The 19,881-nt window shown below is 69.6% G+C and carries 19 protein-coding genes; 9 read left to right on the top strand and 10 right to left on the bottom strand.

Annotated elements, in window-relative coordinates:
• Nucleotides 1-70: 70 nt before the first annotated feature.
• Nucleotides 71-1,381: an MATE family efflux transporter gene (locus ACQPYK_RS48110; protein WP_433248041.1), complete on the bottom strand. Its 1,311-nt coding sequence runs from the start codon at nucleotides 1,379-1,381 to the stop codon at nucleotides 71-73.
• A 338-nt stretch (nucleotides 1,382-1,719) separates the two neighbouring features.
• Between ACQPYK_RS48110 and dnaB the strand changes: the two genes are divergently transcribed.
• Together dnaB and ACQPYK_RS48100 are read left to right on the top strand one after the other, a co-directional pair.
• Complete coding sequence (dnaB, locus tag ACQPYK_RS48105; RefSeq protein ID WP_433248038.1) at nucleotides 1,720-4,578, top strand: replicative DNA helicase; 2,859 nt, start codon at nucleotides 1,720-1,722, stop codon at nucleotides 4,576-4,578.
• Between the two features lie 192 nt (nucleotides 4,579-4,770).
• Complete coding sequence (locus tag ACQPYK_RS48100) at nucleotides 4,771-5,346, top strand: YdeI/OmpD-associated family protein (protein WP_433248035.1); 576 nt, start codon at nucleotides 4,771-4,773, stop codon at nucleotides 5,344-5,346.
• Nucleotides 5,347-5,365: 19 nt separating this feature from the next.
• On the opposite strand, the gene ACQPYK_RS48095 is transcribed toward ACQPYK_RS48100, so the two are convergent.
• From ACQPYK_RS48095 to ACQPYK_RS48085, 3 genes are all read right to left on the bottom strand, one after another.
• Entirely contained in the window at nucleotides 5,366-5,542 is a 177-nt protein-coding gene (locus ACQPYK_RS48095; protein WP_433248032.1) for a hypothetical protein, read from the bottom strand.
• 32 nt (nucleotides 5,543-5,574) lie between these two features.
• Nucleotides 5,575-6,648 carry a glycerophosphodiester phosphodiesterase family protein gene (locus tag ACQPYK_RS48090; RefSeq protein ID WP_433248029.1) on the bottom strand — a complete coding sequence of 358 codons (1,074 nt, stop codon included), beginning with the start codon at nucleotides 6,646-6,648 and terminating at the stop codon, nucleotides 5,575-5,577.
• A 242-nt stretch (nucleotides 6,649-6,890) separates the two neighbouring features.
• Complete coding sequence (locus ACQPYK_RS48085) at nucleotides 6,891-7,391, bottom strand: DUF1772 domain-containing protein (protein ID WP_433248026.1); 501 nt, start codon at nucleotides 7,389-7,391, stop codon at nucleotides 6,891-6,893.
• 184 nt (nucleotides 7,392-7,575) lie between these two features.
• Here ACQPYK_RS48085 and ACQPYK_RS48080 point away from each other — a divergent pair, with 184 nt between their 5' ends.
• Nucleotides 7,576-8,583: an AraC family transcriptional regulator gene (locus tag ACQPYK_RS48080; protein ID WP_433248023.1), complete on the top strand. Its 1,008-nt coding sequence runs from the start codon at nucleotides 7,576-7,578 to the stop codon at nucleotides 8,581-8,583.
• A 152-nt stretch (nucleotides 8,584-8,735) separates the two neighbouring features.
• Here the strand turns inward: ACQPYK_RS48080 and ACQPYK_RS48075 are convergent, their stop codons facing one another.
• The gene (locus tag ACQPYK_RS48075; protein ID WP_433248020.1) at nucleotides 8,736-9,671 is read right to left on the bottom strand and encodes an NADP-dependent oxidoreductase; all 936 of its coding nucleotides are present in this window, start codon (nucleotides 9,669-9,671) and stop codon (nucleotides 8,736-8,738) included.
• Nucleotides 9,672-9,774: 103 nt separating this feature from the next.
• Here ACQPYK_RS48075 and ACQPYK_RS48070 point away from each other — a divergent pair, with 103 nt between their 5' ends.
• The gene (locus ACQPYK_RS48070; RefSeq protein WP_433248017.1) at nucleotides 9,775-10,179 is read left to right on the top strand and encodes a winged helix-turn-helix transcriptional regulator; all 405 of its coding nucleotides are present in this window, start codon (nucleotides 9,775-9,777) and stop codon (nucleotides 10,177-10,179) included.
• Nucleotides 10,180-10,228: 49 nt separating this feature from the next.
• Here ACQPYK_RS48070 and ACQPYK_RS48065 read toward each other — a convergent pair whose 3' ends face one another.
• Nucleotides 10,229-10,690, bottom strand: coding sequence for an Lrp/AsnC family transcriptional regulator (locus tag ACQPYK_RS48065; RefSeq protein WP_433248014.1), 462 nt, complete (start codon nucleotides 10,688-10,690; stop codon nucleotides 10,229-10,231).
• A 76-nt stretch (nucleotides 10,691-10,766) separates the two neighbouring features.
• Here ACQPYK_RS48065 and ACQPYK_RS48060 point away from each other — a divergent pair, with 76 nt between their 5' ends.
• On the top strand, nucleotides 10,767-11,699 hold the full coding sequence (locus ACQPYK_RS48060) for an SMP-30/gluconolactonase/LRE family protein (protein ID WP_433248011.1): 933 nt from the start codon (nucleotides 10,767-10,769) through the stop codon (nucleotides 11,697-11,699).
• Between the two features lie 32 nt (nucleotides 11,700-11,731).
• Here the strand turns inward: ACQPYK_RS48060 and ACQPYK_RS48055 are convergent, their stop codons facing one another.
• The 3 genes from ACQPYK_RS48055 to ACQPYK_RS48045 all read right to left on the bottom strand — a co-directional run bounded on the left by ACQPYK_RS48055 (nucleotide 11,732) and on the right by ACQPYK_RS48045 (nucleotide 14,353).
• The gene (locus ACQPYK_RS48055; RefSeq protein ID WP_433248008.1) at nucleotides 11,732-12,484 is read right to left on the bottom strand and encodes an SDR family NAD(P)-dependent oxidoreductase; all 753 of its coding nucleotides are present in this window, start codon (nucleotides 12,482-12,484) and stop codon (nucleotides 11,732-11,734) included.
• A gap of 238 nt (nucleotides 12,485-12,722) precedes the next feature.
• Nucleotides 12,723-13,457 (bottom strand): ABC transporter permease, encoded by a 735-nt coding sequence (locus tag ACQPYK_RS48050; RefSeq protein WP_433248005.1) that lies wholly within the window; start codon nucleotides 13,455-13,457, stop codon nucleotides 12,723-12,725.
• Nucleotides 13,454-14,353 carry an ABC transporter ATP-binding protein gene (locus tag ACQPYK_RS48045; protein ID WP_433248002.1) on the bottom strand — a complete coding sequence of 300 codons (900 nt, stop codon included), beginning with the start codon at nucleotides 14,351-14,353 and terminating at the stop codon, nucleotides 13,454-13,456. The genes ACQPYK_RS48050 and ACQPYK_RS48045 overlap by 4 nt, the downstream gene beginning before the upstream one ends.
• A gap of 148 nt (nucleotides 14,354-14,501) precedes the next feature.
• Here ACQPYK_RS48045 and ACQPYK_RS48040 point away from each other — a divergent pair, with 148 nt between their 5' ends.
• From ACQPYK_RS48040 to ACQPYK_RS48030, 3 genes are all read left to right on the top strand, one after another.
• The gene (locus tag ACQPYK_RS48040) at nucleotides 14,502-16,016 is read left to right on the top strand and encodes a sensor histidine kinase (RefSeq protein WP_433247999.1); all 1,515 of its coding nucleotides are present in this window, start codon (nucleotides 14,502-14,504) and stop codon (nucleotides 16,014-16,016) included.
• Nucleotides 16,013-16,675 carry a response regulator gene (locus ACQPYK_RS48035; RefSeq protein WP_433247996.1) on the top strand — a complete coding sequence of 221 codons (663 nt, stop codon included), beginning with the start codon at nucleotides 16,013-16,015 and terminating at the stop codon, nucleotides 16,673-16,675. The genes ACQPYK_RS48040 and ACQPYK_RS48035 overlap by 4 nt, the downstream gene beginning before the upstream one ends.
• Before the next feature lie 76 nt (nucleotides 16,676-16,751).
• A complete protein-coding gene (locus tag ACQPYK_RS48030) occupies nucleotides 16,752-17,765 on the top strand; it encodes a hypothetical protein (protein WP_433247993.1) in 1,014 nt (337 codons plus the stop codon).
• 72 nt (nucleotides 17,766-17,837) lie between these two features.
• Here ACQPYK_RS48030 and ACQPYK_RS48025 read toward each other — a convergent pair whose 3' ends face one another.
• Nucleotides 17,838-18,491, bottom strand: a complete 654-nt coding sequence (locus tag ACQPYK_RS48025) for a response regulator (RefSeq protein ID WP_433247990.1) — start codon at nucleotides 18,489-18,491, stop codon at nucleotides 17,838-17,840.
• Between the two features lie 280 nt (nucleotides 18,492-18,771).
• Between ACQPYK_RS48025 and dnaN the strand changes: the two genes are divergently transcribed.
• Entirely contained in the window at nucleotides 18,772-19,869 is a 1,098-nt protein-coding gene (gene dnaN, locus ACQPYK_RS48020) for a DNA polymerase III subunit beta (RefSeq protein WP_433247987.1), read from the top strand.
• Nucleotides 19,870-19,881 lie beyond the last annotated feature (12 nt).

Below are 19,881 nucleotides of genomic sequence, written 5' to 3'. Positions count from 1 at the left end.
ATGTGTTCACAGTGCCGCAGGGGATTCGCCGGGACAAGAGGTAGCCGGTTACGTGGTGGACACCACCAGATCACGCACCGATCACCAGCCACGCCCTGCCGTACGCACGTAGGCCCAGAGTGACCAGCCGGGCCGTCATCCACACCCCGAGCGCCAGCCACAGCGCGACCAGCCCGCCACCGGTGACGATCACCAGCAGCGCGGCGGGCAGATAGGCCAGCGTCGTCCACAAGCCCGCCCAGGCGAGGTAGCGCTGGTCACCGGCGCCGATCAGCACCCCGTCCAGGACGAACACCACCCCGGCGACCGGTTGCAGGGACGCTATCACCCACAGCAGGACGGACAGCTCCCCGCTCACTTCGGCTCCGGCGTCGAACAGCGCGGGCACGAACGGCCTGGCCGCGACCACGGCGAGGCCGAGCACCACGCCCGAGCCGATCCCCCACGCGACCATCCGCCGGGTCGCCGCCCGGGTCCCGGCCACGTCACCGGCGCCCAGGGTGCGGCCGGTGATGGCCTGCCCGGCGATGGCGATCGCGTCCAGGGCGAAGGCCAGCAGGGTCCAGATCCTGAGGGCGACCGTGTGGGCCTCGATCTGGCTCTCTCCCATGCGGGTGGCCACGGTCGCCGCGAGGGTCAGCACCACCTGCATGCACGCCGTACGGATGACCAGGGCGATCCCGGCGGAACCCGCGGCTCTGATGCCCGCCAGGTCGGGCCGGAGCGGGGCCCTGTGCCGTCCGAAGATCAGGGCCAGGTAGACCGCGGCGGCGAGCGACTGGGCCAGCACCGTGCCCCAGGCGGAGCCCGCGACCCCCCAGCCCAGGCCGAGGACGAACACGAGGTTGAGCACCGCGTTCAGCGCGAAGGACCCGACCGAGACCAGCAGCGGTGTCGCGGTGTCCTGCATGCCGCGCAGCACGCCGGTTCCGGCCAGGACGAGCAGCATGGCCGGAACGCCCAGCAGGCTGATCCTCAGGTAGGTCACCGCCTGGCCTGCGAGCTCGCCCTCGGCGCCGATGAGGTGGACGAGCGAGGGCGCGAGCGGCCAGACCACGGCGATGATCGCCAGTCCGACTCCGGCGGCCAGCCAGAGGCCGTCCACTCCCTGCCGGAGCGCCCGCCGGGTGTTGCCCGCGCCGATCTGCCGGGCCACCGCCGCCGTCGTGCCGTAGGCGAGGAACACGCACAGTCCCACCAGGACGCTCAGCACGGTGCTCGCCACTCCCAGCGCGCCGAGCGCGGGCGCGGGCAGGCGGCCGACGATGACGGTGTCCGTCAGCAGGAACAGCGGCTCGGCGACCAGCGCTCCGAAGGCGGGCACGGCCAGCCGGAGGATCTGTCTGTCGTGGTCGCGGCCGACTCTGGGGGTAAGAGGCACCTGTCCATTGTGCCTCTTACTCGCGGGGTGGCTCCGCAGTGGATCACGAGGATGGATCACGCTGTGTGAGGAGAGTCTCGGCGTGTCGCTCCAACTTTCTTTCCTCCACAGGCGGTGGATTACGTTTTCCCTGCTCAGGAGCACTTTCCGAGTTGTGGAAAAGAGTTATCCACAGCACTGTCCCCAGGGTGCCCACATCTCTGGGGAAGAACTGCACACCTTATCCACACCTCTGTCGACAGGACGCGTTGCCACGTGGTCCGGGAAGCGGCGAAACTGTCAGACTGGTCGGCTAGTAATAGGGATAGCGCAACTGCGTTCGAAAGAAGGGGTGTGCGGTGAGCATCGCGGAGCCGCCGGTCTTCGAGCCGGGATTCGAGCGCACCCCACCGAACAACATCGAGGCCGAGCAGTCCGTCCTCGGCGGCATGCTGCTGTCCAAAGACGCCATCGCCGACGTGGTCGAGATCCTGCGATCCGACGACTTCTACCGTCCGGCCCACCAGATCATCTACGACATCATCACCGACCTCTACGGCCGCGGCGACCCCGCCGACGCCGTCACCATCTTCGACGAGCTGCAAAAGCGCGGTGAGGTCGCCCGGGTCGGCGGCGGCGCCTACCTCCACACGCTGACCGCCGTCGTGCCCACCGCCGCGAACGCCGGCTACTACGCCAGGATCGTCCGCGAGCAGGCCATCCTGCGGCGGCTGATCGAGGCCGGCACCCGCATCGTCTCCTTCGGATACGGCGGGCAGGACGAGGAGGTCGACGACCTCGTCGACCGGGCCCAGGCCGAGATCTACAAGGTCACCGAGCGCCGCACCTCCGAGGACTACGTCCCCCTGGCCGACATCATGCCGGGCGCCCTCGACGAGCTGGAGGCCATCGGCGGCCGGGGCGGCCAGATGGTCGGCGTCCCCACCGGCTTCCAGGACCTCGACGCCCTCACCAACGGCCTCCATCCCGGCCAGATGATCGTCGTGGCCGCACGACCGGCGATCGGTAAGGCACTCGCCCTCGACACTCCGCTGCCCACTCCGACCGGTTGGACGACCATGGGAGAGGTCGAACCCGGCGACTGTCTGATCGGCGCCGACGGCAAGCCGACCCGGGTCGTTGCGGCGACCGAAGTGATGCACGGACGGCCCTGCTACGAGGTGGAGTTCAGTGACGGGACGGTAATCGTCGCCGACGCTCAGCATCAGTGGCGGACGACCACGCGCGCGAGCCGCCGTCAGAGGCCGGAGAGCGGGCGTGCGCTCCACCGGCCCGCCGAGTCCGTCGCGCGGGTCAAGGGCGCGTATGAAACCTCGATGGCGGAGCCGGACCGGCTCATCACGCACCGGGAAGCCGTCTCCGTCGTCGGTGAGGAGCTTCGTAACGTTCTCCACGTCGTGCAGCGAGAGATCGGTTCGACGGGCAGAGTTCCGCGGCCTGTCACCGGCACGGCTCGGAGCTACACGTGGAACGCCCCCGCGTACTCACACAGGCGTCTCTTCGAAGCCCTGCACGCGCGAGTGCCCCGGCCGAAGAACGTCGCCACGACGGTCGCCCACACGGACGTCGTGACGACAGAGGAGATCGCAGCCACGGTGCGATGCGCCTCGGCGGACAGGCGACCCAACCACGCGGTCGCCGTAGCCGCCCCGTTCGATCTGGATGAGCAAGACCTGCCTTTGCCGCCGTACGCGCTCGGTGTCTGGCTGGGTGACGGTCACAGCGCCGGGGCTCGATTCACCACGGCCGATCCGGAGATCGTTGTCAACCTCGAAGCAGAGGGACTGCGGGTCACCCCCCTGGCTGCGAACCTCGCCTACTCGATGGCCTTCCCCGACCCGCAGCCTGTCGCGTCCCGTCTCTGTGTCGTCTGCGGGGCATCGTTCACCCCCCAGACCTCCCAGGTGCGCACATGCGGTCGTTCCTGTGGAGCGAAGGCCCGTTTCGTTTCGGATCCGGTTCCGGCGCCCACCTGCCCCGACTGTGGTGGCCCGTCCAGCGGATTACGGCAGTGCCAGGCATGCCGAAACCGTCAGGGCACGGTGCAGGCCGTTCTGCGCACCATCGGAGTTCTCGGCGACAAGCACATCCCCCATTCCTACCTGCGTGCCTCCGAAAGGCAGCGGCGAGCGCTGCTGGCCGGGCTCCTTGACACGGACGGCTACGTGAACCGCAACGGTCAGATCCAGTTCGCCGTCACGAACCAGAGGCTGGCGGAGGACGTTTTCGAGCTCGTCCTGAGCCTCGGCTACCGGGCGACCATGAGGACGAAGGCTGTCAAGGGCAGGACGGCCGACTCCTCCACCTCCTACATGATCAACTTTACGGCTGCCGAGAAGGTGTTCCGCCTGACCCGCAAGATCGCTCGACAGGTGACCGAGGCGCACCCGGCGACCCTTGTCCGGTCCATCGTGGATGTGCGAGCCGTACCGTCGGTACCGGTGCGATGTGTGCAAGTGGACAACGCCGACCACATGTACCTTGCGAGTAGGGCGTGTATTCCTACCCATAACAGCACCCTGGGGCTGGACTTCGCCAGATCTGCCGCTATCAAGCACGGTATGACCACTGTCGTATTCTCGCTGGAAATGTCCCGTAACGAGATCACGATGCGCCTGCTGTCGGCCGAGGCGAGGGTGGCGCTGCACAACATGCGCTCGGGCACGATGACCGACGACGACTGGGCCAAGCTGGCCCGGCGGATGGGCGAGGTGGCCGAGGCGCCGCTGTTCATCGACGACTCGCCCAACATGTCGATGATGGAGATCCGGGCCAAGTGCCGTCGCCTCAAGCAGCGCAACGACCTGCGCTTCGTCATCATCGACTATCTCCAGCTCATGTCCTCGCCGAAGAAGACCGAGAGTCGCCAGAACGAGGTCTCCGAGATCTCCCGGGCCATCAAGCTCCTCGCCAAGGAGCTGGAGGTCCCGGTCATCGCGATCTCCCAGCTCAACCGTGGCCCTGAGCAGCGGACCGACAAGCGTCCCATGGTCAGCGACCTTCGCGAATCCGGCAGTATCGAACAAGATGCGGACATGGTCATCCTTCTCCACCGAGAAGATGCCTATGAGCGCGAATCGCCCCGAGCGGGCGAAGCCGACCTGATCGTGGCCAAGCACCGTAACGGCCCCACCGCCACGGTCACCGTGGCCTTCCAGGGCCACTACAGCCGCTTCGTCGACATGGCCCCGCACTAGCGGGCACGCAGCGGGTACGCTCCGGAGTCCGATGGGCGGCTCGGGGCACCGTACGGCGGGCGCGCGATGGGTGAAAGAACGCCCGCCGGTGACGAGTAGGCCGGGGGGCTCCGCCGCGGCGAAACGGTCGCCGTGGCCGGACTCCGGCCGGTGCGGTTCACTCCCGCGGCGCCGGAGTGGTTGACTGCTGCGGTGAGTTCTGATGTGGAAACTCTCTCGTTCCCCTCGGCCGTGGCATTCGAGGAATGGCTCGCCGTCCACCACGACTCCTCGCCCGGCATCTGGCTGAAGATCGGCAAGAAAGGGGCGGGTGTCGAGTCGCCGGACTACGCCCAGGCGCTCGACGTGGCGCTGTGCCACGGCTGGATCGACGGGCAGAAGCGCGCGTTCGACGATCAGCACTGGCTGCAGCGGTTCACTCCGCGCCGGCCGAGGAGCAAATGGTCGAAGATCAACCGGGACAAGGTCGCCGCGCTGGTCGAGCAGGGCCGCATGAGGCCCGCGGGCCTGCTGGAGGTCGAGCGCGCCAAGGAGGACGGCCGCTGGGACGCGGCGTACGACGGATCGCGGACCGCCGCCGTGCCCGAGGATCTGGCGCACGCTCTGGCCGGCAATCCCGCCGCGCAGGAGTTCTTCGCGACGCTCGACAGCCGTAACCGATACGCGGTGCTGTACCGCGTGCAGGACGCCAAGAAGGCCGAAACCCGGGCACGTCGCATCGAGCAGTACGTCACGATGCTGGCCGAGCACAGGAAGATCTATCCCTGACGCGCCCGGCGGGGCCCGCCTACCGCCTGATCAGCGGCAGGATGAGCCGGACGCGCCGCCGCTGATCCTCACCCACGGCCGGCCCGGCTCGATCGTGGAGTTCCTCGACGTCATCGGCCCGCAGGCGGATCCGCGTGGCCACGGTGGCGATCCCGGCAGGGCATTCCACCTGGCGATCCCCTCGATCCCCGGTCACGGCCTCTCCGGACCGACCCGCGAGGCGGACCGTCACGGCTGGTCGGACGGCTTGGGTCCGTACTGCCTGGGGAGCTTGAAGCCGCGTTCGGCCATCAGCTGCCGCAGCCGGTCGGGGTAGTCGGTGATCATGCCGTCGACGCCGTCGTCGATGAGCTTGTTCAGCGTCGGCACGTCGTCGACGGTCCACGGGATCACCTTGATGCCCAGTTCGTGCGCCTGGTCGACCATCTCCCTGGTGACGTAGGGCTGGTAGCCGGGGTCGGTCACCTTCCCGTTCTGCGGGAAACCGTGCACGGGAGAGAACGCGTCGGCGCCGAAGGACTTGATCGCCTTGAGCGGGTCCCCGCCGAAGTCGTCGATGTCGATCCCGCCGAGCCAGGGCGACGCCCCGGGCCGGCCGGTCTGCAGGAAGTCCCGGTTGGTCAGGGCCACGATCGGCAGACGCGGTTCGACCTCCCGCATCCGCATCAGGGAGCCCCAGTCGAAGCTCTGGACGGTGACCTGCCGCAGCATGCCGGCCCTGCGGATCTCCTCCAGCGTGACCTGGACGAACTGCTCCCGGGGCGCCGTCTCCTGCGGGGCGCCCGCCTCCACCTTGGTTTCGACGTTGAGCATGACGTGGCGCGCGTGGTAGCGCCTGACAAGGTCGAAGACCTCGCGCAGCATCGGCATCCTCGCTCCGGGAACCGGCCGCTGCCCGGGAAACTCCGGCAGGGTCCGGGTGCCGCAGTCCATGGTCCTGATCTGTGCGAGGGTCAGGGTGTTGACGTATTTGCCGATGTAGGGAAACTCGGGGTCACCCGGGAAGGCGGGGGTGGTGTCCGCGCACTTCCTGTCGCTGATCTTGCGGTCGTGGGTCACGACCGCCTGACCGTCCTCGGTGATCTGGACGTCGAGTTCGAGCGTGCTGACGCCGATCTCCAGCGCGTTGGCGAAGGCGGGAAGCGTGGCCTCCACCACCAGTCCCAGCCCGCCTCGGTGGGCCTGGAGGTCGAAGGTGCGACGGGACCCGCCGTGGACGTCGTCGGCTCCGGCCGTCCCGGGCAGGGCCGCCACGGCGGTGCCGAGGACCGTGATCGCGGTGATCGCGCGCCATCTGTTCATCGGGCATCCGTTCCTTGCCTCGCGGGTGTTGCGTGGGGTCGGAGCGTGAACGTGACCCCGGCCGTCATCGACAAGATCGACGACAGGGGCGGCCGGAGGGCGTATGGGAGTTGAGCGCGAGACGAAGGTTCGGTGAGTAACCGGAGCCGACGGCACCGGGGTGAACCGGCGTCGCCGCGGTCACGGAGGCGGAGATCCTCCGTTTCCTCCGTCCCGCTGGGTCAGGCGGCCGTCCCGCCGGGTCAGGCGGCGCCCCCGTGCAGCACCAGGGCCCAGACGAGGCAGCCGAACGCGCCCGTGGACGACACCGCGCGGACGATGTTCCAGCGGTTCCACGTCGCTTCGAAGGCCTCGCGCACCGCGGCGAGATCGGCGATGCCGTCGGGGTCTCCGGCCGCGGCGAGCCTGTCGTTGAGCGGCACGTTGACGGCGAAGGTGGCGCCGAGCGTCACCCCGTACAGCACGAGGGCGGCCACGATCCAGGGCAGCGCGGATCGTCCGTTCCCGTCCAGATGAAGCACTCCCGCCGCGACGATCAGCACCGGCGCTCCCATGAAGGCGATCAGGAACCAGCCGTTGAGGATCTTCACGTTGATCCACTGCATCGCGCGGATGAAGGTTCGGTCGTCCGTCTTTCCCAGGCCGAGCATGACCGAGCAGGCGTAGGCGTAGAACAGGCCGGCTATGAGCCCCGTGGTCAGCGTGGCCGCGACAAGGGTGGCGCTTTTCAACATCTCAGACATCGCATTCTCGGTGGGGGAGACGGAAGCCGCCGTGCCGCCCGGCGGCGGATCTCGTCCGTTCCGCCGGAGCCCGGCGTCGTCGCCTGCCGCGTGTTCCTGTTACATCACCAGTGAAGCGTCAGGGAGGCGAGACGGTCCATGGTTGAGAGCCTCAAATCCATGTTTATCCGTCTAAAGTGGATTGATGGACGCACTTACCGGCCTGCTGGACGGTCCGAGAGCCCGGGGAGCGTTCCTGCTGCGGTCGATTCTGGACCCACCGTGGTCCATGAGGATCCAGGATCGGGCGCCGCTCACCCTGCTGGCCATGGCGCGCGGTCAGGCGTGGGTGATCCCCGACGCCGGCGATGCGGTACGGCTGAGCCCCGGAGACGTCGCGATCGTGCGCGGCCCGGACTCGTACACGGTGGCCGACGACCCGGCCACCCCGCCCCAGGTGGTGATCCATCCCGGGCAGCACTGCACCACCCTGCGGGGCGAGCCGCTGGAGCAGGCGATGGATCTGGGCGTCCGCACCTGGGGCAACAACCCGGACGGCTCGACGATGATGATCATCGGGACCTACCAGATGCAGGGGGAGATCAGCGGGCGTCTGCTCGCGGCGCTGCCCCCGCTGCTCGTCCTGCCGGCCGACGCCTGGGACGCTCTCCCGCTCTCGCTGCTCGGTGACGAGATCGTCAAGGACGAGCCGGGGCAGGAGTCCGTTCTCGACCGGCTGCTCGACCTGCTGCTCATCGCCGTCCTGCGGGTCTGGTTCTCCCGCCCGGAAGCGCAGGCCCCGGCCTGGTACCGGGCCCACAGCGATCCCGTGGTGGGCCGAGCCCTGCGGATGATCCACAACAACCCGGCCCACCCCTGGACGGTGGCCGCCCTGGCGGCCGGGGCCGGCGTCTCCCGCGCGTCGCTGGCACGTCGCTTCACCGAACTGGTCGGCGAGCCGCCGATGGCCTTCCTTACCGGCTGGCGGCTGGCCATGGCCGCCGACCTGCTTCGCGGAAGCGACGCCACCATCGGCGCGGTGGCCCGGCAGGTCGGCTACGGCAGTTCCTTCGCGCTCAGCGCCGCCTTCAAGCGCGTGTTCGGGGTCAGCCCGCAGGAGCACCGCGGCTCGGACGAGTCCAGGACGTCGTCGCCGACCGGCCCGCCCTTGACGGGCACCTCGTTCCTGCCGAGGAGGATGGCGGCGAAGTAGGCGTCCGAGGAGCCCGAGGTGCCGGGGTGCGCGGCGACCGGCGCCAGGGCGGCGCCGAGTAGGGCGGCGGTGAGGACGGTGCCGAGTAGGGCGGCGGTGAGGGCGGTGCCGGGAAGGCTCTCACGTCGCTGGAGGCCGCGCGGGCGACGAGGTCAGGTGAGCAGGACGAGGCGGCCGCGGAGGCCACCCTCGGCGAGGCGCTCGTGAGCGGCCGCGGCCTGGTCGAGCGGGAAGGTGCCGGCGACCCGGAAGGTCAGCCGGCCGTCGTCGGCCAGCTTGGCGAGCTCGGCGAGGCGGGCTCCGTCGGCGCGGATCCAGACGTTGGCCACCCGGGTGCCGCGCAACGCGACGGGCGCCGCGCCGCCGCGCACGGCCGCGAAGGAGCCGCCGTTGCGCACCGCGGTGAGCGCGGCCGTGCCGATCGCGGCGGCGTCGATCGCGCCGTGCACCCCACCCGGCACCAGTCCCCGTACGGCGGAGCCCAGCTCGGCGCCGCGGGATACGAAGAACTCCGCGCCGAACCCCCGGACGAGATCCTCGTCCCCGGCGCCCGCCACGGCGACCACCCGCAGCCCCCGCGCCACGGCCAGCTCGACGGCGTAACCGCCCACCGCGCCCGCGGCGCCGGTCACCAGCAGGGTTTGGCCCTCGGCCAGGCCGACGAAGTCGATGGCCTGGTCGGCCGTCAGGGCGTTGAGCGGGAGCGTGGCGGCCTGCACCGAGGTGGCGTGGGCGGGAGCGGGGGCCACCGCGTCGGCGTCCAGCACGATCTGCTCGGCGTAGGCGCCGAGCGACAGATCGAGCCGGTCGGACAGGGCGATCACCCGATCACCCGGAGCGAATCCGGTGACCCCCGCGCCGATCTCCTCGACCGACCCGGCCACGTCCCAGCCGAGGCCGTGGACCTCGCGCCGCTCCGACAGCCCGCCCTCGACGAGCGCTCCGGTCCGGACCGCCACGTCGACGGGGTTGACGCCCGCCGCCTCCACCCGAATCCGCACCTGGCCGGCACCGGCCCGGGGTACCGGGACCTCTTCGACCTTCAGGACCTCCGGCCCGCCGAACGAACGAATCACCACCGCGCGCATCGTCGTCTCCATGTCTCTCGTTCCGATGGAACGAACCTACGGAGTGCTACTCTCCAAAAGGAAGTACGCACGTTAAGGTGCGTATCCCACCAGAAGGGGCGCCATGGCCACCCAGACGGCCGTACAACGACGAGACGACGCGCGAGCCGCGTATGACGCCTATCTGGCGGCCTGCCCGGCCAGGGAGCTGCTCGACACGATCAGCGACAAGTGGGTCAGCCTGGTCCTGAACGCGCTGTCGGGCGGTCCGTTGCGCTACAGCGATCTGGGCCGGATCATCGCGGGCGTCAGCCAGAAGATGCTCACCCAGACCCTGCGCGGCCTGGAGCGCGACGGCCTGGTCTCCCGCGCGGTCACCCCCTCAGTGCCGGTCCGCGTCGACTACGCCCTCACCGACCTCGGCCGCGATCTCCAGCCGGTGATGCTGGCCATCAAGACGTGGGCCGAGGGCCACATCGAGCAGGTCCACAGCGCCCGCGAGGCCTACGACGCCCGCGCTCGACCGTAAGGCGCCCGCGTCTAGCCACGAGGCCCGCGCCTAGCCACGAGGCCCGTGTCTAGTCACGAGGGCTGTCGCCTCGGGGGTCGAGGGGGCGGTCGAAGAAGGTCTCCAGCACCACCACGGTCCGGGTGCCGGTGACACCGGGGACCTCGTGCAGGCGTCTGAGAACGGCCTGCAGATCCTCGGTGCTGGAGGTGCGCACCTTGACCAGCAGCGAAGCGGCCCCCGCGACGATATGGGCCTCCTCGATCCAGGGCAGCGCGGCGAGCGCGGACGCGGTCTCCTCGCCGCCCATCCACGCGTTGGCGTCGATCATCACGAAGGCCGCCACGCCCTTGCCGATCGCCGCCGGATCGACGTCGATCGAGGTGCGCCTGATCACCCCGCGCAGCCGCAGCTTACGCACGCGCTCGTGGGTGGCCCCGCTGGACAGGCCCACGGCCTCGCCGAGCGCGGCGTAGGACCGGGTGGCGTCGGTTTGGAGCAGGGCGAGGAGCTCGCGATCGATATCGTCCACGACGACCCATCGTATCCCTGAACAACAGTCGGTGAATATAGAGCTTGACCGAATGCCATCCTGTGTTCTTAGGTGTATGCAGAACGAGTTCCTGAGAACGGGGATGATTGTGGAGACGATCGAGGCGCGCTTCGAGGTGCTGGACGACCGCTTCAAGGCGTGCCGGGGTGACGATCGCATCGAGCGGCTCCACACGGGCTGCCGCTGGGCCGAGGGGCCGGTCTACTTCCCGGCCGGCCGGTTCCTGGTCTGGAGCGACATTCCCAACGACCGGATGCTCCGCTGGGACGAGCCGACGGGTGCGGTCGGCCCGTTCCGCCGGCCCGCCGGTTACGCCAACGGCCACACCGTGGATCGCGAGGGGCGGCTGGTCTCCTGCGAGCAGGGCGACCGCCGTGTCACCAGGACCGAGCACGACGGCTCCATCACCGTGATCGCCGATCGTTGGGAGGGCAGACGGCTCAACAGCCCCAACGACGTGGTGGTCAGGTCGGACGGGTCGATCTGGTTCACGGATCCGTCCTACGGCATCGACAGCGACTACGAGGGCCAACGCGCGGAGAGTGAGATCGGGGCCTGCCACGTCTATCGCGTGGACCCGGCCACCGGCGAGGTCCGGATCGTGGCCGACGATTTCGTCCGCCCCAACGGGCTGGCCTTCTCCGTCGACGAGTCCACGCTCTACGTCGTCGACACCAGGGTCAACCACATCCGGTCCTTCGGCGTGACCGAGGACGGCGCGCTCACCGGTGGCCACGTGCTCGCCAAGTGCACCGCGGGCAACTTCGACGGCATCCGGCTGGACACCGCCGGGCGGATCTGGGCCGCGGCCGGGGACGGCGTGCACTGCTTCGACCCCGACGGCACGCTGATCGGCAAGATCCACATTCCCGAGGCCGTGTCCAACCTCTGCTTCGGCGGTCTGAAGCGCAATCAGATGTTCATCACCGCCACGTCCTCGGTCTACTCCATCCTGCTCACCGTCAACGGCGCCGCCCGGCCCGAGTAGGCCGGGCGGGAGAGTCGCCCGGCGTCACCAGGTCAGGCGGTGGAGCCGCCGTCCACCACGACGTCGCTGCCGACGGCGAAACCGGCGTCCTCGGAGGCCAGCCAGAGGACGGTGCCGGTGATCTCGTCGAGAGAGCCGACCCGGCCGATCGGGACCTGCCCGCTCATCCGAGCCGCCCGATCGGCCTCCGTCTCACCCGGGCGCAGGGACATCGTGGTGTCGTGCGAGCCGGGGCTGACGGTGTTGATCCGGATGCCCTGTCCTATGTACTCCAGCGCCGCGGTGCGCGTCAGCGCCGTCACCCCGGCCTTGGACGCGGCGTAGGCGCCGAACCCGGGGATGCGCTTGTGCGCCCCGATCTGCGAGCTGAAGTTGATGATGACCCCGCCGCCGGAGGACAGCATCGCCGGGATCTCGTGCTTCATCGACAGGAAGACCCCGGTCAGATTGGTGTCGACGACGCGGGCGAAGTCGGCTTCGGCCAGGTCGGCGATCTGGCCCGCGGCGAGCACCCCGGCGTTGTTGATCGCGATGTCCAGCCTGCCGTACCGCGTCGTGATCTGCTCCACCAGGCCGGCGACCGAGGCGGAGTCGGTGACGTCGACGACCAGCGCGGTGGCCCGGCCGCCCTCGGCCTCGATCAGCTTCACGGTCTGCTCCAGCGCGTCCAGGCCTCGCCCGGACACCACGACCTGGGCGCCCTCACGGGCGAATCCCCGCGCGACGGCCCGGCCGATGCCTGACCCGCTCCCGGTCACCAGAACCACTTTGTCCTGAAATTTCATGACTACCCCAAATGGATTGATCGTTCTATATTACGGGCGCCTGGCGGCGTCGCATGTGCGTTCACATCCGCCGCCCCGCTACCGTTGACCCGCTTCTTCGGGAGAAAACGGAAAGTCAAGTCGATACCATGGGATCGCGGCCTCGATCGCCTGCTCAGAGAAACCGTAGAGCAAACTAGAACGATCAGTCAAATAAGGTACGGCCTGCGCCCCGGAGCGGGCCGTACCGGACCGGAAGCTATTCCCACCTGAACAGCCGCGCGGCGAGCAGGCCGGTGACGAGCACGGTCACCGCCATCACCGCCAGGTGCAGCGGCTGGGGCGCGTGACCCGCCCATGTGTCGCGGAGCGCCTGGGCGAACGGCGCCATCGGCAGGAAGTCGCCGATCCGCCGCGCCAGGTCCGGCAGGAGCTCCCGGGGGACCCACATGCCCGACATGAACATCAGCGGGAACATCAGCAGCGAGCCGATACCGGGGGCGACCTTGGCACTGGGCGCCACGGCGGCGATCAGCAGGCCGAGCCCGAACATCGAGGCGGTGCCGAGCAGGAACACGCCCGCGAACGCCAGGGGGCTCCTGGGCGCGGCCACGCCGAGGACGAGGCCGCCCAGGACGATCAGCAGGACGGTCGCGACGACCGCCACCGCGAGGTTGTTCACGACCTGGGCGACCAGCAGCCGGGCCGGGCCGACCGGAGTGGTCGACATCCGGCGCAGCACGCCGCTCTCCCGATAGGTCACCAGCACTGCGGGCAGCGCGGTCAGCGCCATCGTCACCACCGACAGGATCACCATCATGCCGGGGAGCTGGGTGTCGATCACCCGCTGCCCGCCCAGCTCGGGGCTCGCCTCCTGGAAGTCGGGAATGCTGCCCAGCCCCAGCAGAAGTGCCAGCGGGAGCAGGATCGCGAAGATCGGGCCCGCCGGATCGCGGAGGAAGAGCTTCGCCTCGGTCACGATCGTCTTGTTCATACGGAGAGCTTCTTTCCGGTGAGGGCCAGGAAGGCGTCGTCGAGGGTGGCCTGCTCCACCCGGAGGTCGTTGGGAACGACCCGAGCCGCGGCCAGTGCGGTGGTAACCGCCAGCAGCAGGTCACCGGTTCCGGTGATCTCGACCTGGCCGCCGCCGCGGCTCACCCCGCTCACCTCGGGCAGGGCTCTGAGCGCCGCGTCGTCGAAGGCGCCGGACGGCCGGAACCTGACACGCTGCCCGTGACCGATCCGGGAGATCAGCCCGGACGGGCTGTCGACGGCGACCACCCGGCCGGAGTCGATCACCGCGAGCCGGTCGCAGAGCCGTTCGGCCTCCTCCATGAAGTGGGTGACCAGCACGACCGTCACGCCGTCGGCGCGCACCTGCTCGATGAGCTCCCAGGTGTCCCGCCGGGCCTGCGGGTCGAGGCCGGTGGTCAGTTCATCGAGGATCGCCACGCGGGGACCGCCGATCAGTGCGAGCGCGATGGACAGCCGCTGCTGCTGGCCGCCGGAGAGCTTGCCGTAGGGGGTGTTCCGCTTGCCGGCGAGCCCGAATCGCTCCATCAGCGCGGGCCAGTCCGCGGGGGTCCGATAGAAGGAGGCGTAGAGGTCGAGCGCCTCCCAAACCTTGATCTTCGCGGGTAGCGCGGAGCTCTGGAGCTGCACGCCGAGCCGTTCCTTGAGCTCGGTGCCGCTCAGCCCGCCCAGCACCTTCACGGTGCCGGAGTCGGGGGCGCGCAGGCCGGCGACGCACTCGATGGTGGTCGTCTTGCCCGCGCCGTTGGGGCCGAGAACGCCGAAGATCTCGCCCTCCTCGACGGTGAACGACACATCGTCCACCGCGAGCTGGTCGCGATAGCGCTTACGGAGGTTGCTGACCTCGATGACCTTCATGCCGACGACGTTAGAAACCGCGCGGGTCACGCGGAATCCGTCTGGGCACCAGGCGGGGGTGGAGGTAGCCCCACCTTCGGACGGCGTCCAGCGTCACTGGGCACGGCGGAGCCGATCGCCGACACTTCTGAGTATGAGGCGACACGCGGTGACGATAGGCCGGGCCCTGGGCCTCGGGGCGCTGGCTCTGACGGACGTCTTCCTGGTCGGGATCGCCCTGGTCACCTTCATCCTGATCGGGGTGGGGATGATCTTCTTCTTCACCCCCACGATCCGGCTGATCAGGCGCCGCACGATGGCGGCCAGGAAGCTGACCGGCGAGTGGCTGGGCATCGGGATAGCGCCGTCCTACCTTCCGCCCCCGCCGCCGCCCCAACCCCAGCCCGACGGCTGGTACCGCCATGACCGCCAGCTCTACAAGACGCCGTGGTGGCCCGAGTGGAACAACCGCTGGAAGTGGATGTTCACCGACCCGGCCACCTGGCGTGACATGGTCTGGCTGGTGCTGAACCCGCTCGTCGGCGGAGCACTCCTGCTGCTGCCCCTGGCCATGGCCGGGTACGGCCTGGCCATGCCGTGGTACTGGAGCCCGCTGGTCACGCCCCTCGGGCTGGCCCTCGCCGCCGCCGGGGTGGCCGCGGTGCCGTGGTTGCTGCGTTTCTACGGGTGGTGGAACCGGCTGCTGCTCTCGCCCACCGCGAAGTCCGTCCTGGCCGGCCAGGTCCAGCGGCTCGACCAGGTCAGAGTGGAGGCCGCCGACTCCCAGGCGGCCGAGCTGCGGCGGATCGAGCGCGACCTGCACGACGGGGCCCAGGCCAGGCTCGTCGCCATGGGGATGACGCTCGGCGCGGTCGAGGAACTGGTGGACCGGGACCCGGCCGCGGCCAAGGCGCTGCTGGCCAAGGTGCGCGAGGCCTCGTCCGTGGCGCTGACCGAGCTGCGCGACCTGGTCAGGGGCATTCACCCACCGGTTCTGGCCGAACGCGGCCTCGGCGACGCCGTACGCGCGCTGGCGCTGGACAGCCCGCTGAAGGTCACGGTCACCGTCGATCTGGAGTCGCGCCCGGAATCGCCCGTCGAGTCGGCGGCCTACTTCTCGATCAGCGAGCTGCTGACCAACGCGGCCCGGCACGGTGGCGCGGACCGCGTGTGGATCGACATCAGCACCGAGGGCAGAGACCTGCGCGTCACCGTCACCGACGACGGCTCCGGCGGCGCCGACCCGTCGCGAGGCAGCGGCCTGCACGGCATCGAGCGGCGGCTGGCGGCCTTCGACGGGGTGCTCGCGATCAGCAGCCCGTCCGGTGGCCCGACCACGGCCACGATCAGCCTGCCCCGCGCGCCGGGACACGCCGAACCGGACACCAAGGTGCCTATGCCGCGATGGAAGTACATGGTCGTCGCGCTCGGCTGGGGCCTCGGCTGGCTCCCCCTGTTCCCGCAGGGGCTGGTCACGATGGTCCTCAAGATCGTCGGATTTCAGGAGGACCGCAGCTGGTTCCTCGCCCTCTACCTGCCCGAGCCGCTGCAGTGGCCAATGATCATCCTCAACATCATGCTGGGCATGGCCCTGTACGGCGCGGCCATAGCGCTCCCCATCGTGCACTCACGGCGGCAGTTGCTGTCGGGAGCCTCGACGGCTCCCCTAAGGTCGAAGCCGTGAACAGCCCCCGAGTCGTCATCGCCGAAGATCTCTATCTGCTCCGGGACGGTCTGGTCCACCTGCTCCAGGCCCACGGTTTCGAGGTCGTCGCCGCGGTCGAGTCCGGTCCCGAGCTGCTGAAGGCGCTGCTCGACGAACGGCCCGACGTCGCCGTGGTGGACGTACGGCTGCCGCCCACGTTCACCGACGAGGGGCTCCAGGCGGCGCTGGCCGCCCGCAAGACCGTCCCCGGTCTTCCCGTGCTGGTGCTCTCCCAGCACGTCGAGCAGCTCTACGCCCGCGAACTGCTGGCCGACGGCTCCGGGGCGATCGGCTATCTCCTCAAGGACCGGGTCTTCAACGCCGAGCAGTTCGTCGACGCCGTCCGCCGCGTCGCGGCCGGGGGCACCGCGATGGACCCCGAGGTGATCGCCAAGCTCCTGGCCAGCACCGCCCGGCACGAACCGCTCGGCGCGCTGACCCCGCGAGAGCGCGAGGTGCTGGAGCTGATGGCCGAGGGCCGCTCCAACGCCGCCATCTCCCAGCGCCTGTTCCTCAGCGAGAGCGCCGTCGGAAAGCACACGGCCAGCATCTTCGGCAAGCTGGACCTCGTCCCCTCCGACGACGACAACCGCCGCGTCCTGGCCGTCCTGACCTACCTCAACGCCGCCCGCGCCTAGACCGTCCCTCTGGAGAGGGAGCGTAATCCCCCGAACGAGGGAAGATGGGGAGCACCCGTCCGCTGAGACTGGCGTCATGGCTGAGATCGTGGTGAACGCCCCTTCATCGTTCCGGCGGCGTTGGTCCGCATGGGCCGCCCCCGCCGCGGGTGTGTGGTCCCTGGTCTTCGGGCTGGTGGGCGCCTACTGGGCGTTCGGCGGGAGCGGATTCCCCTTCGGCCACAACGATTCTCGCGCCCGGCAGGTGGGCTCGCTGTTCGGCGCGGCGGAGCCGGGTGCGACGGGTGCCGTTATCGCGGCCCTCGGGCTGCTCGGCGTCGTCGCCGCACTGGTGATGAACAGTTCGGTGCGAACGAGGCTGCCGCTGGTCTTCGCGTCGGCGATGGCGCTCGGCCTGATCGTGATCGTCCCCGATATACGCGTGGTGCAGAACTTCGGTTACCTGTTCATGGGATACACCGGCCTGTGGGACGGTCCGCTGCTGTACATGCTGTTCTGCATCGGCGGTGGCGCGCTCTGGGGGGCGGCGGCCAAGGTCTATGGCAGCCGCCTCGCAGGTGGGTTCGAGGACTCCGCCAGACGTTCGCGGGCGGCGGCGCGCTGGGGGCGGTGGGCCACCTACGCGGCCGCTGTGTTCGCCCTGCCGTACGGCATCGTGCGCCTGGCGTGGGCGGTGAACATCCCGCTCGGTGTTCCGGCGGGATTCCTCGCCGGAGGGTCCGGCGCCGAGAGCGCCAAAAGCTCCCTGGCCTGGCTCTCCGAGTTCGTGCTCGGCGGGTTGTGCGTCGGTGGAGCGATCCTGACGCTCGGCCTGATCCAGCGCTGGGGCGAGATCTTCCCCCGTTGGATCCCCTACCTGCGGGGCCGCCGCGTGTCGATCTCACTCGCCGTCGTGCCCGCGCTGTGCGCCGCCGCGATGATGATCGAAGCGGGACTGCGGATCCTGATGTGGGTCGTGACCGGTGAGGTCACCATAGGTGCCGACACCTGGGGTATGGCCGGACCGGGCCTGTTCTGGCTGCCCTGGGGGACGGCCCTCGCCACCGCCACCTACGCGTACTACCTGCGCCGCCGTGGGACGGCCGGCTGACGCAGAAGCATCACCGGCCACCACCGCCGACCAACGCCGTTCCCGGCGCTGGTCGGTTCCGTCGTCGAGGCGTCAGCCGCGCTGGATCAGCCCGGTCTCGTAGGCGGTGATGACCGCCTGCACCCGGTCGCGCAGGCCGAGCTTGGTCAGCACGTTGCTCACATGGGTCTTGACCGTGTGCTCGCTGACCACCATCGTGGCCGCGATCTCGGCGTTGGACAGGCCGCGGCCGAGGAGTTCGAGGGTTTCGCGCTCCCGGGTGGTCAGCACGTCGAGCCCCACCGCCGCGGCCGCGGGCCTGGCCTGCTTGCGCACCATGTCGTCGATCAGTCGCCGGGTCACCGACGGCGCGAGCAGTGACTCCCCGCCGGCCACCACCCGCACCGCGTGCACCAGGTCGTCGCGGCGCACGTCCTTCAGCAGGAACCCGCTGGCCCCGGCGTGCAGCGCGTCGTAGACATAGTCGTCCTGGTCGAACGTGGTCAGCATGAGCACCTTGGTGGAGGTCTCCTCGCAGACCACCCGGGCAGCCGCGATGCCGTCCATTCTCGGCATCCGGATGTCCAGCAGCAGCAGGTCGGGCCGGTGCTCACGAACCGCGGCGACCGCCTCGGCCCCGTCGCCCGCCTCCGCCACGACGGCGATGTCCGGCTGGGCGTCCAGGATCATGGAGAACCCACCCCTGACCAGTTCCTGGTCATCGGCCACCACCACACGAATGCTCATCTGTTCGGCAACTTTCTCCTTCTGCCCGCACCGGCCGGTGCGACGTCCCGGTTCGGGACGTAACCTGTTTCCAGTCGGCATCCCGACCATATCGGTCGGCGCATTCCGCACTATCCGAAAGCCGTGGTCCGAAAGCCGCTGTTGACGCGAATGCCGCCTCATCGGTGTGAGCCACTGCGAAGGGCGCATGACCGTCGTTCTGTCGGTCCCACCGGATACCGTTCTGAGGACCTACGGCCCCCGCACGAGGTTGTGCCGTTCAGGACGAAGGGATGATCAGGTGAAGTTCCAGGTTAACCGTGATGTCCTGGCCGACGCCGTGGCCTGGGTCGCCCGCGCGCTGCCGAATCGCCCGGCCATGCCCGTTCTCTCCGGCCTCCTGCTGACCGCGGAGGATGACCTCGTGCTGTCGGCCTTCGACTACGACGTCTCCGCCCGCGCCTCGATCGAGGCCGACGTGGCCGAGCCGGGCCGGGTGCTGATCCCGGGCCGGATCCTCGCGGAGATCACCCGAAGCCTGCCCGCCGAGCCGGTGGAGATCGTCACCAGCGGTTCCGAAGCGGTGCTGACCTGCGGCAGCGCCGAATTCGGCCTGCTCACCATGCCCGTGGAGGACTTCCCGACCCTGCCGGCCATGCCGCCGAAGATCGGTGCGATCGGCGGCGGGATCTTCGCCACCGCGGTCGGCCAGGTGGCGCCCGCGGCCAGCCGCGACGAGACGCTTCCCATGCTGACCGGCATCCGGGTCGACATCTCCGGCGAGTCGGTGACCATGGCGGCCACCGACCGCTACCGCATCGCGGCCCGGGAGTTCGGCTGGCGTCCCGAGGAGGCCGGCGTCACGGCCGCGGCCATGGTGCCCGCCCGGGTGCTCGTCGAGGTGGCCAGGTCGTTGCGCGGCGGTGAGGTGTCGGTGGCTCTGGGTGAGGGGGTGGCGGGGTTCGAGAGCGTCGGCCGGAGCACCACGGTCCGCCTGCTCGACGAGCAGTTCATCGACTACCGCTCACGGCTGACCGACGACTGGTCGATCCGGGCCGACCTGCGGGTGGCCCCGTTCATCGAAGCGATCAAGCGCGTCGCGCTGGTCGCCGAGCGCAACACCGCGATCCGGCTGTCGTTCAGCCAGGGACAGGTGCTCATCCAAGCGGGTGGCGGCGACATCGGCCGCGGTGCCGAGGTGGTCGACGCCGAGCTGTCCGGTGACCCCATCCAGATCGCCTTCCAATCCCAGTTCCTGCTGGACGGCCTGGCCGGAGTGGAGACCGAGCTCGTCCGGCTCAACATGCAGTCCCCGAGCCGCCCGGCTCTCATCACCGAGGTTCCCGGCGACGCCGATCCGGTCTTCCGCTACCTCGTGATGTCCCTGCGACTCACCTGAGCGCTCACACGG

It is taken from the genome of Streptosporangium sp. CA-135522, assembly GCF_050949235.1.
GTDB lineage: Bacteria > Actinomycetota > Actinomycetes > Streptosporangiales > Streptosporangiaceae > Streptosporangium.
This window is presented reverse-complemented; position numbering and strand designations above follow the sequence as displayed.

Coding starts and splice junctions, on each gene's coding strand:
- ACQPYK_RS48030 (WP_433247993.1), top strand. CDS start 16,752: ATGGCTGAGATCGTGGTGAACGCCCCTTCATCGTTCCGGCGGCGTTGG.
- ACQPYK_RS48025 (WP_433247990.1), bottom strand. CDS start 18,491: ATGAGCATTCGTGTGGTGGTGGCCGATGACCAGGAACTGGTCAGGGGT.
- ACQPYK_RS48050 (WP_433248005.1), bottom strand. CDS start 13,457: ATGAACAAGACGATCGTGACCGAGGCGAAGCTCTTCCTCCGCGATCCG.
- ACQPYK_RS48080 (WP_433248023.1), top strand. CDS start 7,576: ATGGACGCACTTACCGGCCTGCTGGACGGTCCGAGAGCCCGGGGAGCG.
- ACQPYK_RS48060 (WP_433248011.1), top strand. CDS start 10,767: ATGCAGAACGAGTTCCTGAGAACGGGGATGATTGTGGAGACGATCGAG.
- ACQPYK_RS48070 (WP_433248017.1), top strand. CDS start 9,775: ATGGCCACCCAGACGGCCGTACAACGACGAGACGACGCGCGAGCCGCG.
- ACQPYK_RS48075 (WP_433248020.1), bottom strand. CDS start 9,671: ATGCGCGCGGTGGTGATTCGTTCGTTCGGCGGGCCGGAGGTCCTGAAG.
- ACQPYK_RS48085 (WP_433248026.1), bottom strand. CDS start 7,391: ATGTCTGAGATGTTGAAAAGCGCCACCCTTGTCGCGGCCACGCTGACC.
- ACQPYK_RS48090 (WP_433248029.1), bottom strand. CDS start 6,648: ATGAACAGATGGCGCGCGATCACCGCGATCACGGTCCTCGGCACCGCC.
- ACQPYK_RS48055 (WP_433248008.1), bottom strand. CDS start 12,484: ATGAAATTTCAGGACAAAGTGGTTCTGGTGACCGGGAGCGGGTCAGGC.
- ACQPYK_RS48045 (WP_433248002.1), bottom strand. CDS start 14,353: ATGAAGGTCATCGAGGTCAGCAACCTCCGTAAGCGCTATCGCGACCAG.